General features: G+C 47.4%; 13 protein-coding genes. 6 read left to right on the forward strand and 7 right to left on the reverse strand.

What is annotated here, in order from left to right; translation table 11 throughout:
* The first annotated feature begins 245 nt into the window (after nucleotides 1-245).
* The gene (gene acnA / locus BLQ13_RS25710) at nucleotides 246-2,960 is read left to right on the forward strand and encodes an aconitate hydratase AcnA (RefSeq protein ID WP_090924558.1); all 2,715 of its coding nucleotides are present in this window, start codon (nucleotides 246-248) and stop codon (nucleotides 2,958-2,960) included.
* Between the two features lie 116 nt (nucleotides 2,961-3,076).
* Here the strand turns inward: acnA and BLQ13_RS25715 are convergent, their stop codons facing one another.
* From BLQ13_RS25715 to BLQ13_RS25750, 6 genes are all read right to left on the reverse strand, one after another.
* A complete protein-coding gene (locus tag BLQ13_RS25715; RefSeq protein ID WP_090924559.1) occupies nucleotides 3,077-3,391 on the reverse strand; it encodes a hypothetical protein in 315 nt (104 codons plus the stop codon).
* A 12-nt stretch (nucleotides 3,392-3,403) separates the two neighbouring features.
* Nucleotides 3,404-3,811 carry a hypothetical protein gene (locus BLQ13_RS25720; protein WP_090924560.1) on the reverse strand — a complete coding sequence of 136 codons (408 nt, stop codon included), beginning with the start codon at nucleotides 3,809-3,811 and terminating at the stop codon, nucleotides 3,404-3,406.
* Nucleotides 3,812-4,788: 977 nt separating this feature from the next.
* On the reverse strand, nucleotides 4,789-5,430 hold the full coding sequence (locus BLQ13_RS25735) for a VanZ family protein (protein ID WP_090924562.1): 642 nt from the start codon (nucleotides 5,428-5,430) through the stop codon (nucleotides 4,789-4,791).
* A 53-nt stretch (nucleotides 5,431-5,483) separates the two neighbouring features.
* Entirely contained in the window at nucleotides 5,484-6,353 is an 870-nt protein-coding gene (locus BLQ13_RS25740) for a M15 family metallopeptidase (protein WP_090924563.1), read from the reverse strand.
* Nucleotides 6,354-6,432: 79 nt separating this feature from the next.
* Nucleotides 6,433-7,539, reverse strand: coding sequence for a HAMP domain-containing sensor histidine kinase (locus BLQ13_RS25745; protein WP_090924564.1), 1,107 nt, complete (start codon nucleotides 7,537-7,539; stop codon nucleotides 6,433-6,435).
* On the reverse strand, nucleotides 7,532-8,230 hold the full coding sequence (locus BLQ13_RS25750; RefSeq protein WP_090924565.1) for a response regulator transcription factor: 699 nt from the start codon (nucleotides 8,228-8,230) through the stop codon (nucleotides 7,532-7,534). Before BLQ13_RS25750 ends, BLQ13_RS25745 begins: the two co-directional genes overlap by 8 nt.
* Nucleotides 8,231-8,535: 305 nt before the next feature.
* Between BLQ13_RS25750 and BLQ13_RS25755 the strand changes: the two genes are divergently transcribed.
* From BLQ13_RS25755 to BLQ13_RS25770, 5 genes are all read left to right on the forward strand, one after another.
* Nucleotides 8,536-9,486: a helix-turn-helix transcriptional regulator gene (locus BLQ13_RS25755; protein WP_090924566.1), complete on the forward strand. Its 951-nt coding sequence runs from the start codon at nucleotides 8,536-8,538 to the stop codon at nucleotides 9,484-9,486.
* Between the two features lie 81 nt (nucleotides 9,487-9,567).
* Nucleotides 9,568-10,410 (forward strand): zinc ribbon domain-containing protein, encoded by an 843-nt coding sequence (locus tag BLQ13_RS25760; RefSeq protein ID WP_090924567.1) that lies wholly within the window; start codon nucleotides 9,568-9,570, stop codon nucleotides 10,408-10,410.
* 498 nt (nucleotides 10,411-10,908) lie between these two features.
* Nucleotides 10,909-11,076, forward strand: a complete 168-nt coding sequence (locus tag BLQ13_RS28620; RefSeq protein ID WP_161557043.1) for a hypothetical protein — start codon at nucleotides 10,909-10,911, stop codon at nucleotides 11,074-11,076.
* Between the two features lie 139 nt (nucleotides 11,077-11,215).
* Entirely contained in the window at nucleotides 11,216-11,890 is a 675-nt protein-coding gene (locus tag BLQ13_RS25765) for an aspartate/glutamate racemase family protein (RefSeq protein WP_090924568.1), read from the forward strand.
* 104 nt (nucleotides 11,891-11,994) lie between these two features.
* Nucleotides 11,995-12,438, forward strand: a complete 444-nt coding sequence (locus tag BLQ13_RS25770; RefSeq protein ID WP_090924569.1) for a hypothetical protein — start codon at nucleotides 11,995-11,997, stop codon at nucleotides 12,436-12,438.
* Nucleotides 12,439-12,516: 78 nt separating this feature from the next.
* On the opposite strand, the gene thiC is transcribed toward BLQ13_RS25770, so the two are convergent.
* Nucleotides 12,517-14,340 carry a phosphomethylpyrimidine synthase ThiC gene (gene thiC / locus BLQ13_RS25775; protein ID WP_090924570.1) on the reverse strand — a complete coding sequence of 608 codons (1,824 nt, stop codon included), beginning with the start codon at nucleotides 14,338-14,340 and terminating at the stop codon, nucleotides 12,517-12,519.
* Nucleotides 14,341-14,353: the final 13 nt, after the last annotated feature.

Consider the following 14,353-nt stretch of genomic DNA (forward strand, 5'->3'; position numbering starts at 1 on the left):
AAATCATCCACGCTCATACCAGAATGTAGAAAACGCCTTCATCCTTTCAAACGCTTGCTTAAACAGGCAAAAAGCCCTTTACGTACGGATGTGAAAACGGTATACTTAGAACAAAGTTATGATTTTGAAATTATGTTTCATCTGATGAAACCACTGAACAAGAACACGGAACGGTGAAGGCCTGTTCTTCATTTAGAAATGAACGTTTTCTTCATCTCACCGACACATTTTAAGGAGGTACATGTATGTCAGCCAAGAACCATTTCTCCGCCGCTCGTACGCTTGAGGTTGGAGGCAAGTCTTACCGCTACTACAGTCTTGACGCTCTTCAGGAAGGCGGCCACGGCGACCTTTCCAAGCTTCCCTTCTCGATTAAAGTTCTGCTTGAAGCAGCGATTCGTCAATACGACGGACGTGCTATCACCGAAGAACACGTTAAACAACTGACTGGCTGGGCTGAAGGCCGTGATAATAATAAGGAAATTCCGTTTATCCCTGCGCGGATCGTATTGCAGGATTTCACGGGTGTACCGGTTGTTGTTGACCTTGCAGCAATGCGTGACACTGTAAAAAAAGCAGGCGGAGATCCAAAACAGATCAACCCGCTCGTTCCCGTTGATCTCGTTATTGACCACTCCGTTATGGTTGATGCTTTCGGAACCAGTGATGCACTCGATTACAACATCAAAGTTGAATTCGAGCGTAACGAAGAACGTTACCGCTTCCTTCGTTGGGCACAAACGGCATTCAATAACTTCCGTGCTGTTCCGCCATCCACAGGGATCGTTCACCAGGTTAACCTGGAGTATCTTGCTTCCGTGGCTGCAACCAAAACAGTTGATGGCGAAACGGTTGTATTCCCGGATTCCCTCGTGGGTACAGACTCCCACACCACTATGATCAACGGTCTCGGCGTTGTCGGCTGGGGTGTAGGTGGTATCGAGGCCGAAGCAGGTATGCTTGGCCAACCGCTTTATTTTGTAACACCAGACGTTATCGGTTTCAAATTGACAGGTAGCCTGAGCGAAGGCGCAACAGCAACTGACCTCGCGCTCACCGTTACTCAAATGCTTCGTAAAAAAGGCGTTGTCGGCAAATTCGTTGAGTTCTACGGACCAGGCCTTGCCAACATCGGTCTTGCTGACCGTGCAACAGTTGCCAACATGGCACCGGAATACGGCGCAACGATCGGTTTCTTCCCGGTAGACAGCGAAACGTTGAACTACCTGCGCAGCACTGGACGTTCCGACGAGCAAGTAGAACTGGTTGAAGCTTATTACAAAGCTCAAGGCATGTTCCGTACTTCCAGCACCGTTGATCCAGAATTCACGGATGTAATTGAACTGGATCTCGGCTCCGTTGTACCAAGTCTTGCAGGACCAAAACGTCCACAAGACCGTATCGAGCTGACTCAAATGAAAGAAAGCTTCAACAGCATCATCCGTACTCCTGTCGACAAAGGCGGATATGGACTGAGCGATGAGAAGATTGAACAAAAAGTGCCTGTGAAGCACCCTGACGGTTCCACTACTGAGATGAAAGCTGGAGCTGTAGTCATCGCGGCGATCACAAGCTGTACGAATACATCCAACCCTAGCGTTATGGTCGGTGCTGGTTTGCTCGCGAAAAAAGCGGTTGAACTTGGTCTCACTAAACCAGGATATGTGAAAAGCAGCTTGACTCCAGGTTCCCTCGTCGTTACCGAGTATCTGGAAAAAGCAGGTCTGATCCCTTATCTCGACCAACTCGGATTCAACGTAGCCGGTTACGGCTGTGCAACATGTATCGGTAACTCCGGTCCACTGCCGGATGAAGTGAGTGAAGCGATTGCTGCCAACGATATGACTGTAGCGGCTGTATTGTCCGGTAACCGTAACTTCGAAGGCCGTGTACACGCACAAGTAAAAGCCAACTATCTGGCTTCTCCACCGCTGGTTGTTGCTTACGCACTGGCAGGTACAGTTGATATTGACTTCGAAACCGATCCAATCGGTCACGACCAAAATAATCAACCTGTATTCCTGAAAGACATCTGGCCTAGCTCCGAAGAGATCAAGGATGCGATTGCAAGCTCCCTGAATGCACAGATGTTCCGCAACAAGTACGAGAACGTATTTACTGCCAATGAGCGTTGGAACCAAATTGCTGTACCGGAAGGCGAACTGTACGAGTGGGACCCGAACTCCACTTATATCCAGAACCCGCCATTCTTCCAAGAGCTTGGTGACAAGCTGAACGATATCTCCGATATCCGCGCTGCACGTGTAATGGCATTGCTGGGTGACTCCGTAACAACGGACCATATTTCACCAGCAGGTAACATTGCTCCGTCCAGTCCAGCTGGATTGTATCTGAAAGAGCATGGCGTAGAGCGCAAAGACTTCAACTCCTACGGTTCACGCCGTGGTAACCATGAAGTCATGATGCGTGGTACATTCGCCAACATCCGTATTCGTAACCAGGTAGCTCCAGGAACTGAAGGCGGTATTACGAAATACTTGCCAACAGACGAAGAGATGTCCATCTACGATGCTTCCATGAAGTATCAGGATGAAGGACAGAACCTGATCGTTATCGCAGGTAAAGAATATGGTACAGGAAGCTCCCGTGACTGGGCAGCCAAAGGAACGTTCTTGCTCGGCGTCAAAGCCGTTATCGCGGAAAGTTTCGAGCGTATCCACCGCAGTAACTTGGTAGGTATGGGCGTTATGCCATTGCAATTCCAGGAAGGTCACGGCTGGTCCAGCCTCGGCCTGAACGGACGTGAGACGTTTGACATCACAGGTCTGAGCAACGATGTGAAACCAGGTCAAGAATTGAAAGTAACCGTAACTCGTGAAGACGGTACACAGTTCGACTTCCCTGTTATCGCTCGTCTGGACAGTATGGTTGATGTGGATTACTATCACAACGGTGGTATCCTGCAAACGGTACTGCGTCAAATGATGAAAAAAGCGTAATCCCCTTAATCTTTCATGGGATAAAATGAAATAGCAAAGCCCCGCTTCATCGTGCAGGCTGCACGATGAAGCGGGGCTTTTGATTTTTGATTTATTGAGTTGGGACCCCAATCTACTCAAAAATCAATCCTGATTCCCACCTCTGAATCATCCAGCGGTGCAGGAATACGATAGATTCCCCTGCTTTTCAACTTTTCGACGTTGATCCAATCCATAAAATCATCCCCGCCGTAACTGCGAATAAACACCCCATATTCCAGTTCATCATCGAAATTAATCGATTCCATATATTGAGTGAACGGATGTTTACCTTCAATGCTTTGCAGAAAATCAGAAAATTCATTTCTCCACGCTTCGATCTGCTCTGCATGCTGGTCAGGGACATAATAATAGAAACCGTCAGGGGTGCAATACGAAATTTTCATAATCATCCGATCTGCCTCCTAGAGTTTCAGAATAGCCATACCTTCCTTCAGTTGTTCAGAAACAGCCGTATAATAATCAATTCTATCTGCAAGCTCGTGTTCTGTTTTATGTACCAGATAATATGAATACTTCTGCATCAACTCATGCTCGTTCAACTCAATGGGCAGGTGAATGATCTCATAATAATCTGTGTTCTCTGAGTTGGCATAATAACGATAACCTCTTTCGCATCGGCCAATATTCATAACCGTTTTGATAACCAATAATTCATCACGTGTGAAGCTACGAATCTGTGTGGATCTCTCCTTTTCCAACGCTTGTATCGCCTGTTCCTCTTCTTGTCTATGTGTTGCGTCTGCGATCTCACTTTCGATAGCGATCAGCGCTCTCATTCTTCCGGCAAGCTGTTTAGCTAACACAATCAAAGCGAGCCCTCCTCCAAGTATAGTGAACAAACAGGTAATAGGTGAATCGGCTTTTCTTTAAGATAAGAAATGAGCATCTCATTGGTGTCTCGCAACTAAACGTTGAAGAAGTATCACAAAATGCTCCGCTAAAAACTACTCAAATCAATGCTCTAGAGTGTAACTTTAAGGTGAAAATCCCCACTGGCGAACAAAGCAAAATTGTATCCGTCGCAGGAACGTTTCTGAAGTTAAGAAATCAATGTCAATGACACCGTCAGCCAAAATGCTAACGACTCTAACGATCATGAGGAGCCTTATTGGGCGCCAAATAGGACTTGTGAAATTCTAACGATCCGTAGGAACGCTATTGAAGTATATTCCTTCGATTTATCTTAGTTCCAGCTGAAATCCAGCCAAATAACGTTCCTGGTGATCGTTAGAAGTTATAAGCTGGCTAAATCAGCCCAATAAGCTCTGTCATGATCGTTAGCGCTACGAGAGAGACAGAACATTGATAACTATAGGGTTAGGTTGTTTGGGTTTGGGTTTTTGGTTTTTGGTTTTTGGTTTTTGGTTTTTGGTTTTTGGTTTTTGGTTTTTGGTTTTTGGTTTTCGAGTTTCCAGGGTTTTTAAAAATCCCCGCCACCTTCGTGTCTTTATAAAAAAACTCCCTCTCACGCATCGCTACAAGCTGTGCGTTCATAGGGAGATTTGCTTAATGCCCGATATAATGTGAGGATTGATCGAACAGTTGCATGGTTCCCATCATCAGAAATAAACACGACATGACGATCAAAGGTGCTCCTATCCACCTCGCTAGAAAACGACGATCCTTGATTTGCTGATCTGTGGCACCTGTTGTACTCTGCGGATATACCAGAAACATAAACCCTGCACTAATCAACAGCACAGCGATAATAATCAGTGTAATCCCTCCTTAGGCAGGCCACGAAACATGGGCCTCTCTTCCACAGTTATCACGATCACTCATTCGCTTAATTATTCACCACTACTCTCGATCTTCCTCCAGTGAATAGCCTGTTCAATATCAGTAACACGATATACAACACATATCCGATCATTCCACCAAGTGTATTCAGCATAAGATCATCCACATCAAAGATGCCCATCCCCGTCAGCAACTGTGTCACTTCATACCCCAGGCTAAGTAAAAGGGATAGGAACAGCACATGAATCCCGGCGAAAAAAGAATGGCGTACCAGACCTGTAATCCATACACCAAACGGTACAAATGCAAGAATATTACCCACCAAATGAATGGCTGTTCCTGATCGGTGATGAACGGAGAGACTATGCCAGTCTCGTTTGATCTCCTGAAAAAGCGTCAGATTTACAGTTCGTGTATGAATCAGATCTGGTTGACGCAGTAATGCCATCAGTCTGTCCCATACCAGCCCTACATCCATGGGCCCTCCTTTAAATAAAATCAGCTTGGTTAGCATATAGAGGTAGACCACGAATAGGGCAATCCAGACGATTCGAAGCGGACTGGGGTTGATCCCATTGCGATGGGGACTATGATTCTTATGACGTTGGTTGTCATCAAAAAGTTTGATTTTTGGGTGATTTTTTTGACCCTGTTGCCTAACCTGCTCGTCCGGCTTGTTCTGTCTCATGCTGTCTCTCCCTCCTCCTCCGTCAGGCCGTCCTCTTAGGTTGATACTCATCATCAAGATGATTTATCAACCGTAACAATAACTCCTTGCATATTATCACCGGAGATGTCATAGGCATCATTCTCTGGCAGATATATCTTCGCATCCTGAGACACCTGATAATAATGGATATCATATGTAACGCCGTCCAGGTCGACGCTTACATCCTTCTTTTCTCTTAACATCTCCAGATATTCTTCCAAAACCATATGGTTCTTGTACATCACTGCACTATGCGGCATGCCAACATATCTGAAATGCCAGGGTTCATACTGAATACCGGTCACGTTCACTTTATCTTTCGGATATCGCAAAATAAAACCGTATCTCCACGCGTTCTTCTCCAGCCATGCCCCCTCAGGAGCTTCGCTCATCGCGGCCAGACTTGAACCTATATCCAGGGATAAACCCAGATTGTGCTCGCTGTAGCCTGCAGGCAAAGCGTAGTCTGAACCCTTTTGCCGATACAGCTCGTCCTGCTTCTCAAAATCTCTGTACCCGCTGCTCATCAGGAAATAGCGCACTCCCTCTTTACCCGCAGCCTCAACCATCTTCTGAAATTTTGCTGTGACCTCACGGGACAGCATCAACGTCTGATCCATGATGCCATAACCCTGAAGCAAGTCTTCTTCATCAGCTACATATACAACATCGGAGCGAATACCCTCCGGGTGAATCGGATGTTTGGAATTGACCAAAACAAGATTGCCTTTATGTATTTGCTGTTTCATATCTTGAGTTGTAGCTTCATGGTACCCCCTGTACTTCTCATCGGTATCCAAAATAACAATCGGCACCCCCTCTTTTTGCTGTAAAGCTGCCGTTGATTGCGTTACGATATATCCAATCAAAATGATGCATAGTAGAAAGCCCCACTTTTTCATGATTGTTCCTCCTTCCTCTCATGATTCAAGGATAGACAAAACAATTTAAAGAAAACGCAGGGCAATGTTTAAATTTTTCTTAAGTTTCATGAGAAACCTGCTGGAAAACAGGTAGACGAACCTCAAACATCGTGTGCACCACATCACTTACAGCCGATATTATACCTTCATGCTGCTCCACGATATTACGTGCGATAAACAGTCCAAGCCCCGTACCTCCCTCTTGCACGGTCCGTGCCCGATCTCCGGTGTAATACATGTCGAAGATGTGCGGCAGATCATCGGGATGAATATGTCCCCCATAGTTCGTCACCTGAATGACAACTTGACCTCCATCGTGAAATCCTTTGATGTCAACGTACATCCCGTCCTTGCCATGTCTGGCAGCGTTAATTAGCAGATTCTCGAACACACGGGCGAGCAGCTCCCCATCTCCGGATACGGTAAGATCGTTATCGATATGTAAACGGGTGACCAGATTGTTTTTTTCAAAAACAGGATAAAGTTCCTCATTCATCTGCTTCAACAGCTCGCTTAGGTCCAGCCTCGTTTTGCGTACAGGTAACATGCCGTAGTTCATTCGTGTAATCTCAAACAGATCATCAATTAGCTTCTCAAGCCGCTGGGACTTGGTGAACGCAATCGCGATGAAATGCCGCGCCTGTTCCTCTGTCAACTGCTCATCCTTCATCAGCAAATCCAGATATCCCAGTACGGAGGTCAGCGGTGTGCGCAGATCATGCGCAAGGTTTACGATGAGCTGGTCTTTGCTGTTCTCGGCAAAATCCCCTCGTTTCACCGCTTCTCGCAGCTTCTGGCTCGCCATATTGACGCTTTCCGCAATCGTACCCAATTCGTCTTTGGCCACAATCTGTACCTGATGATCAAAATCCCCGTTAGCCAAGTGATTAATGCCCGCGGAAATCTCTTTGAAATACGTGACATAGCGCCTGGTAAACAAGTAGAAAAATAAAATCGCAAGCGGGATGAAGAGCAGCATAAAGACATATAAATCGCCAATACTTCTCATGATATTGCGATATTCCGCCAGCGGGTCTTCCCGCCTCACCCCTGCGTAGTACATCTGCAACAGCTTATACACGATAAATGTTACGACGCCAGAAGCCAACATACTCAGACCAAGCATCATAATCATCGTTGTGCGAAAACTTCTCCGTTTAGTCATTGAACGTGTACCCCACACCCCAGATGGTTTTGATGAACTTGTTCTTATTCACATCTTCTCCGAGTTTCTTGCGCAGTGTTCGAATATGTACCATGACGGTATTACCGCTCTCGAAATAAGCCTCGCCCCATACCTTTTCAAAAATGATTTCTGTGCTGAATACCTGTTTGGGATTGCTGGCAAGTAACACTAAAATGTCAAATTCCTTCGGTGTTAACTCCAGCGGTTTACCGTAAAGCGTTACGCTATGTTGGTCGGGGACAATAACAAGTCCGCCTTTTTCCAAAACAGAACGCTGCGCCGTAGCTGTGGACTGACTGAACTGCAAAGCACGCCGTAGCTGAGAGTTGACGCGAGCCACAAGCTCCATCGGATTAAATGGCTTGGTCATATAATCATCGGCCCCCATCACGAGTCCTGTAATTTTATCCATGTCCGACGTTTTCGCACTCAGGAAAATGATTGGAAAATGATGCTGCTCCCGAATTTTGCGGGTCACCTCATACCCGTCCATACCCGGCATCATAATGTCCAGAACCGCCAGATCGATGGCGTGTGTCTGAACGGCCTGTAGTGCCGACTGTCCGTCAGAAGCCTTGACGGTATGATAGCCTTCTTTTTGTAAATGTAAAGCAACCAGATCCGCGATCTCTATTTCATCGTCCGCAATCAGAATCGTAATTCGCTTCATTGCTTATTTCACTCCTATATGGGATGCTGAGCATATAATACCTATGAATCTAACAGATAACTCCCACATACACAATTGAAAGCAATGTTATATAAGCAGAACAAGTTTTACACAGTCCACTCCGATGACAGAATAACCCTCCGATCGCTGTTATCCCCAGAATTTTTTTGATTCCCTTCTCTATAGGGAAAATCCGGTGATAAAGGCGACCGCTTTGCTTCTCCAGGTTTTTTCTGTCCTCTCCGTTCAAGTGTAAAAGAAATATTCCACTTATATAGACACTAATAAAAAAGGAAGATATATCTATGAAACTGGAGCGTTTGTTAGCCATTGTGGTACTGCTCATTAATCGCAGGCGATTACAGGCCAAAGACCTGGCAGACATGTTTGAAGTGTCTATTCGTACAATCTATCGAGACATCGACACATTAGGCCAAGCTGGAATTCCGGTGGTGACCTATCAGGGCGCAAGCGGTGGCATCGGGTTGGCAGAAGGTTACCGGCTGGATCGCAATCTGTTAACCGACAAGGATCTCGCTTCCATCGTTACGGCACTGCGCAGCATCTCAACCACTCATACGAATACTGCGCGTGAGTTATTGGTAGAGAAGCTGAGCAGTATCGTGCCAGAAGCCAAAAATGAAGATTTTCAGGCCAGTACGCATCGATTCATCGTGGATTATTCAACGTGGACTCACCCTGAAGCACTGCAACAGAAATTAAAGGTCATCGATCAGGGAATCGATCAACTTCAATGCATTCATTTTGCCTATTGCAGCGCCGAAGGTGCAGAGACCTGTCGCACGGTCGATCCACACACCCTTGTGCTGAAAAGGCACGCGTGGTATCTGTACGCCTTTTGCCATGAACGGAATGAATTCCGTATGTTCAAGCTGGTTCGCATGAAAGAGGTTGTGCTTGCCGAACAACATTTTGAACGTCAATCCATCAATCTTCAGGACAGACCGTGGCAGCAGGAATGGAGCCGTCCGAACAATCACATTGGACTCACGCTGAAATTCCATGCCCGTGCCCGTCATCTCGCGGAAGAATGGTTTGGGATTGAGAATGTATTGCCTGACGGGAACGGGTATTATATCAGCCAGATCGCTTTCCCTGAGGATAACTGGCTATATGGCTTTATTCTCGGTTTTGGCGCGGACGTGGAGGTGCTGGAACCTCTGCATATTCGGGACAATGTATGCCGGATGGCAGAGCAGATTGTGCAAAATTATAAAACCTCAGCTCAAACCTGACAGACAGCTGTCCAGTTCCTCCCCGTATACTTCAACTATGTTCAGGTTGAAGTTGTACATATAACCGAGGAGGAATGAATAATGAACGTTACCGTATGTCAAAGCTGTGGAATGCCACTCACAAGTACCGATCAATTTGGTACAGAAATGGATGGCAGCACCACCCGCGAATACTGCATTTATTGTTACAAGGATGGCAAGTTCGAACAACCAGGCATGACGCTAGAAGGCATGATCGAGATGTGCACCGCTATTCTCAAAGAAGAAGGCATGGACGAGGAATCAGGCCGCTCGATGCTACGCAACCAACTACCTTTTCTGAAACGCTGGCGTAATGAAGGAAATGTAGGAAACGGTCCGGACGGGACAGCGACTGTCGCTCATGCACCTATTCATGCTGGAGCACCATCATCTGACTTTGCTTCTGCGGTGAACGATACTCTGCTGACCAAGGAGCCTGTTCGCTATGTCACCCTTCCAGGGAAACGCTTAGCCGGATTGTCCGCACGTACAACCAACGCAATTGAGATGAGCGGTCAAGGCAGCATCGGTACGTTGTGGGGCCGTTATTTTGCCTCCGAACACATTCCGGCTACTGAGGCTGCACGCTATGGCTGTTACACGGATTACGCGGATGGCATTGCTGGAGAATATACCATTTTGATCGGACATGAAATCGGCGAGGAAGAACGACTACCTGAAGGTTTCGACGAGGTACAGTTACCGCCTGCTACCTATGCAGTGTTTACTTCGAGAACCGGACCCATGGTTGAGGTGGTCAGCGAAGTGTGGGGAGCGGTGTGGGCGTGGAGCCATCAGCAAGACCGTACATTTACCGGTGATTTTGAGTACTATGATGAACGCAGTTTAGACCCGGAACATACACAGGTGGATGTATATATTGCGGTAAACGAACGTAGGTAACGGAAGTAATACGAACGGATACCCCTCTTCAGAAAAGAATTTAAAGAGAGAATCAAATGAGGAAACCTGTAGCTGCCAAGTGGTCTTGGCAGCTTTTTTGACATTTTTCGATTAATATACCCCGACCATAGAACCAAGTTAGTTAGCATATACCATACCTAGTCACTTGGACATATGTCTTAGAGGCAAGCACCATTGACTTCCCTAAAATTAGGACCATTCGCATAACAACCGATACCACGCTCCCATGCCTCGCCTTTTATATCAGGTTCTTTGTTCCTGAATTTTCCTAAAACCGTTTACATCTTCTGATTACCGGGTAAAATCACTACATCCGAGTCGGAATAACGATCGAATTTCCGCTTCTTCATGTAACAAGTCATATGTACCTATATGCGTACAAGGTGAATTCATTTTATTTTCACCAACAAAACGAATGTTGAATATACATACACACTAACGATGCATGTCCATCATGCATGTAAGGAGGAAACCAAGATGATCCGCATGCCTATTCAGCAAATGATCCCGTATCACCACCAATATCCGCGCAACACGGCGACCGCTGCTCCGAAAAAGGAAAATGAGAACACTCAAGGCCTATCCTTCCATGAAATTTTACAGCAAAAAATGGCGAAAAAGAACGTATCCATGAACATGAGATAACGCTTTACATCTTTCCGGCTACTCCCTATACTACGTGTAAAAGGTGACATTTCAGGCGCGAAGTTTCTTAACCGATGGTTCACTCTAATTGTGTGATCCAGGTGCGTCTTGTAGCCACTCTACATAAAGGGGATTGCCTATGAGCACCATTGCCTGTTTCCACGCGCATCACTCCAATATCAGGTTGATTGAACAAGCCTTGATTTCCTATAATATCGAACTGGTTCACTATGTAGACCCCGGTCTTGATCGGCTCAAGCATGATGAGCATTTCAATAGTGCGCTTGTTCGGGAAAAAGTAAATCAGACACTGCAATGGATGAGCCGCTGTCACGCTGACGCCATTCTTGTGACATGCACCTTGTTCGCTGCCGTACTGGAACAAATACAACCGTTACCGATTAGGGTAACGGGTATTGACGATTCACTGCTCGCGATGATGGTAAAACATCCGAAGCGGTATTTGCTCGCGTTTACCAATCCCGCCACCGTAGAACCCACGATGGCTCGATATCGTGACTATATGGATCGACACTTGGCAGGAAAGGACAAGCCTGAGCTTGAATCCGTGTTGCTCCCTGGTCTATTCGACATGATCATGCGAGGTGACCAGGAAGGCTACATCACCGCGTTAGAAGAAGCATTGCAGCAGCTTGCTCTTGAACGCAAGGATACTTGTCTTGTCGCTGCTCAACTCTCCATGGCTCCTGCCGCTGAGCAGGCATCTTCCGATACAAGTATGACCATCTATACGCCGCTTTCATTATTAGGCGCGAATCTGGAGCGGGATATCGGTATCACGAAGAAAGTATAAGCATTTTCGCACTGTTTGCAGTTTCTAGTACGCGGTACCCTGCTTCATGACAAGGGTGGTCAGCCACAACTATGTAGACTTTTTATTTTGGAGGGAATGTAACCATGAAACATCTCACTGTAGAACCAGGTCAATCCATCGGGGGTATCCGTTTAGGCATGACACAAAATGAAGTTGAACAAACGGAAGCTTTCGGCTTTGATCCCAACGTGGAATATGATGCTCAAGGCAAAGTACATTTTATTGAATTTCATGAAAGTGATGAGTATAAGTGTATGCTGGGTGAACTTGATCTGCTTGGCACCGAGGCTGACATTTTGATACCGCAGTTGGACGCTATTGCGCCATATGACCGTGAAGATCCCGAGCTTGGTTGCAGTTTCCAGTTCGATCAGATCGGTTTGATCCTGTGGCGTCCGGTACCCATGACCCGAGAAGATATGAAGGAGCCGTGGTTCCTGGAGATGCCGCCTGAAATTCAACAGGATGAAATGAAACATCTCTGCTTCTCAACCGCAGCCGTGTATGCAAAAGGATATTACGAGTAACCTACAACTTAAACATAAAAAAGTGACCCAAGCTCAGGCACTTCAGTCCTGTCGGGTCACTTTTTCAGTTGCGGAAGCTTACGACCGCGCCCGATACTCCTCAGCCTTCGCCTGCATCCCGGCGGCTACTGCTTCATCATCGTTCAGGCCGCGATCTGCGGCAAAGGCACGGATGTCCTGCGTGATGCGCATACTGCAGAACTTCGGTCCGCACATGGAGCAGAAATGTGCTTCCTTCGCCCCTTCTGCGGGTAGGGTCTCATCGTGGTAAGACAGTGCTCGTTCCGGGTCAAGTGACAGGTTAAACTGATCTCTCCAGCGGAACTCGAAGCGTGCCTTCGACAGTGCATCATCCCGGCGCTGAGCGCGTGGGTGGCCTTTGGCTAGGTCTGCGGCATGGGCAGCTATTTTATAAGCGATAACCCCTTCACGTACATCATCCTTGTTCGGAAGCCCCAGATGCTCCTTTGGAGTGACATAGCAGAGCATAGACGTACCAAACCAGCCAATCATCGCTGCCCCAATCGCAGACGTAATATGATCATATCCCGGTGCGATGTCTGTGGTCAGTGGCCCGAGCGTATAAAACGGCGCTTCCTGGCAGATCTCCATCTGCAAATCCACATTCTCCTTGATCTTGTGCATCGGCACATGCCCCGGCCCTTCAATCATCACCTGCACATCATGCTTCCATGCAATCTGCGTTAATTCCCCAAGTGTGGCGAGCTCCGCCATCTGTGCTTCATCGTTGGCATCGTAGATGCTACCTGGACGCAGTCCGTCCCCGAGGGAGAAAGCAACGTCATACCTTTTCATAATCTCGCAGATTTCTTCAAAATGGGTGTACAAAAAGTTCTCCTGATGATGTGCCAGGCACCACGCCGCCATAATGGACCCACCTCTAGACACTATTCCCGTCATCCGTTTCGCTGTCATCGGAATATATCGGAGCAACACACCCGCATGAATTGTAAAATAGTCCACGCCCTGCTCCGCCTGTTCAATCAGCGTATCCCGGTACAACTCCCAAGTGAGGGCCTCCGCCTCGCCATTTACCTTCTCCAGCGCCTGATAGAGCGGCACCGTACCAATCGGCACTGGGGAGTTACGGATGATCCATTCCCGTGTGGTATGAATGTCTTTGCCTGTGGAGAGATCCATTACCGTATCCGATCCCCAGCGAACAGCCCAGGTCATCTTCTCCACCTCCTCCTCGATAGAGGAAGATACAGCGGAATTACCTATGTTGGCGTTGATCTTCACGTGAAAATGACGCCCAATCAGCATCGGCTCACTCTCCGGGTGATTGATGTTGGATGGAAGAATAGCCCGGCCACTCGCCAGCTCCTGCCGCACGAATTCAGGCTCTACGCCTTCACGAATAGCGGCGTACTCCATCTCGGGCGTAATCAAGCCCTGTCGCGCATAATGCATCTGTGTGACAGAGCGTCCAGCCTGAGCACGTAGCGGTTGACCGCGGAATCCCGGATACTCCTCTGCCCCGGCTCTCCGTCCTCCCGCCTTCAATCCGTTATCCTCCGGCTTCACTGCGCGGCCCTCATATGCTTCAACATCACCGCGCTCCATAATCCAGTGATTTCGGAGCGCAGGTAATCCCTTCCGAATATCCATCTGGAATTCGGGATCAGTCATCGGGCCGCTCGTATCGTAGACACGCAGCGGTTCATTATGCTCCACCCCTTGGGGAGTATTCGTATCATGAAGGGCAATTTCACGCTCCGGTACAGCAATGTCCGGTCGTGAGCCCTGAATGTAGACTTTGCGGCTGCCCGGGAAGGGTTGTACCCCTCCAGTCGCTCCGGTTTTCTTTTCCACCGGATGACCATCGCGCCCTGTTTCCTCTATTCCCGTCTGTTGCTCCTTTTGGTTACCTGTATTCATGTCTCCTGTTTCC

The organism is Paenibacillus polysaccharolyticus (assembly GCF_900102085.1).
In the GTDB taxonomy this organism is placed as follows: Bacteria; Bacillota; Bacilli; order Paenibacillales; family Paenibacillaceae; genus Paenibacillus; species Paenibacillus polysaccharolyticus.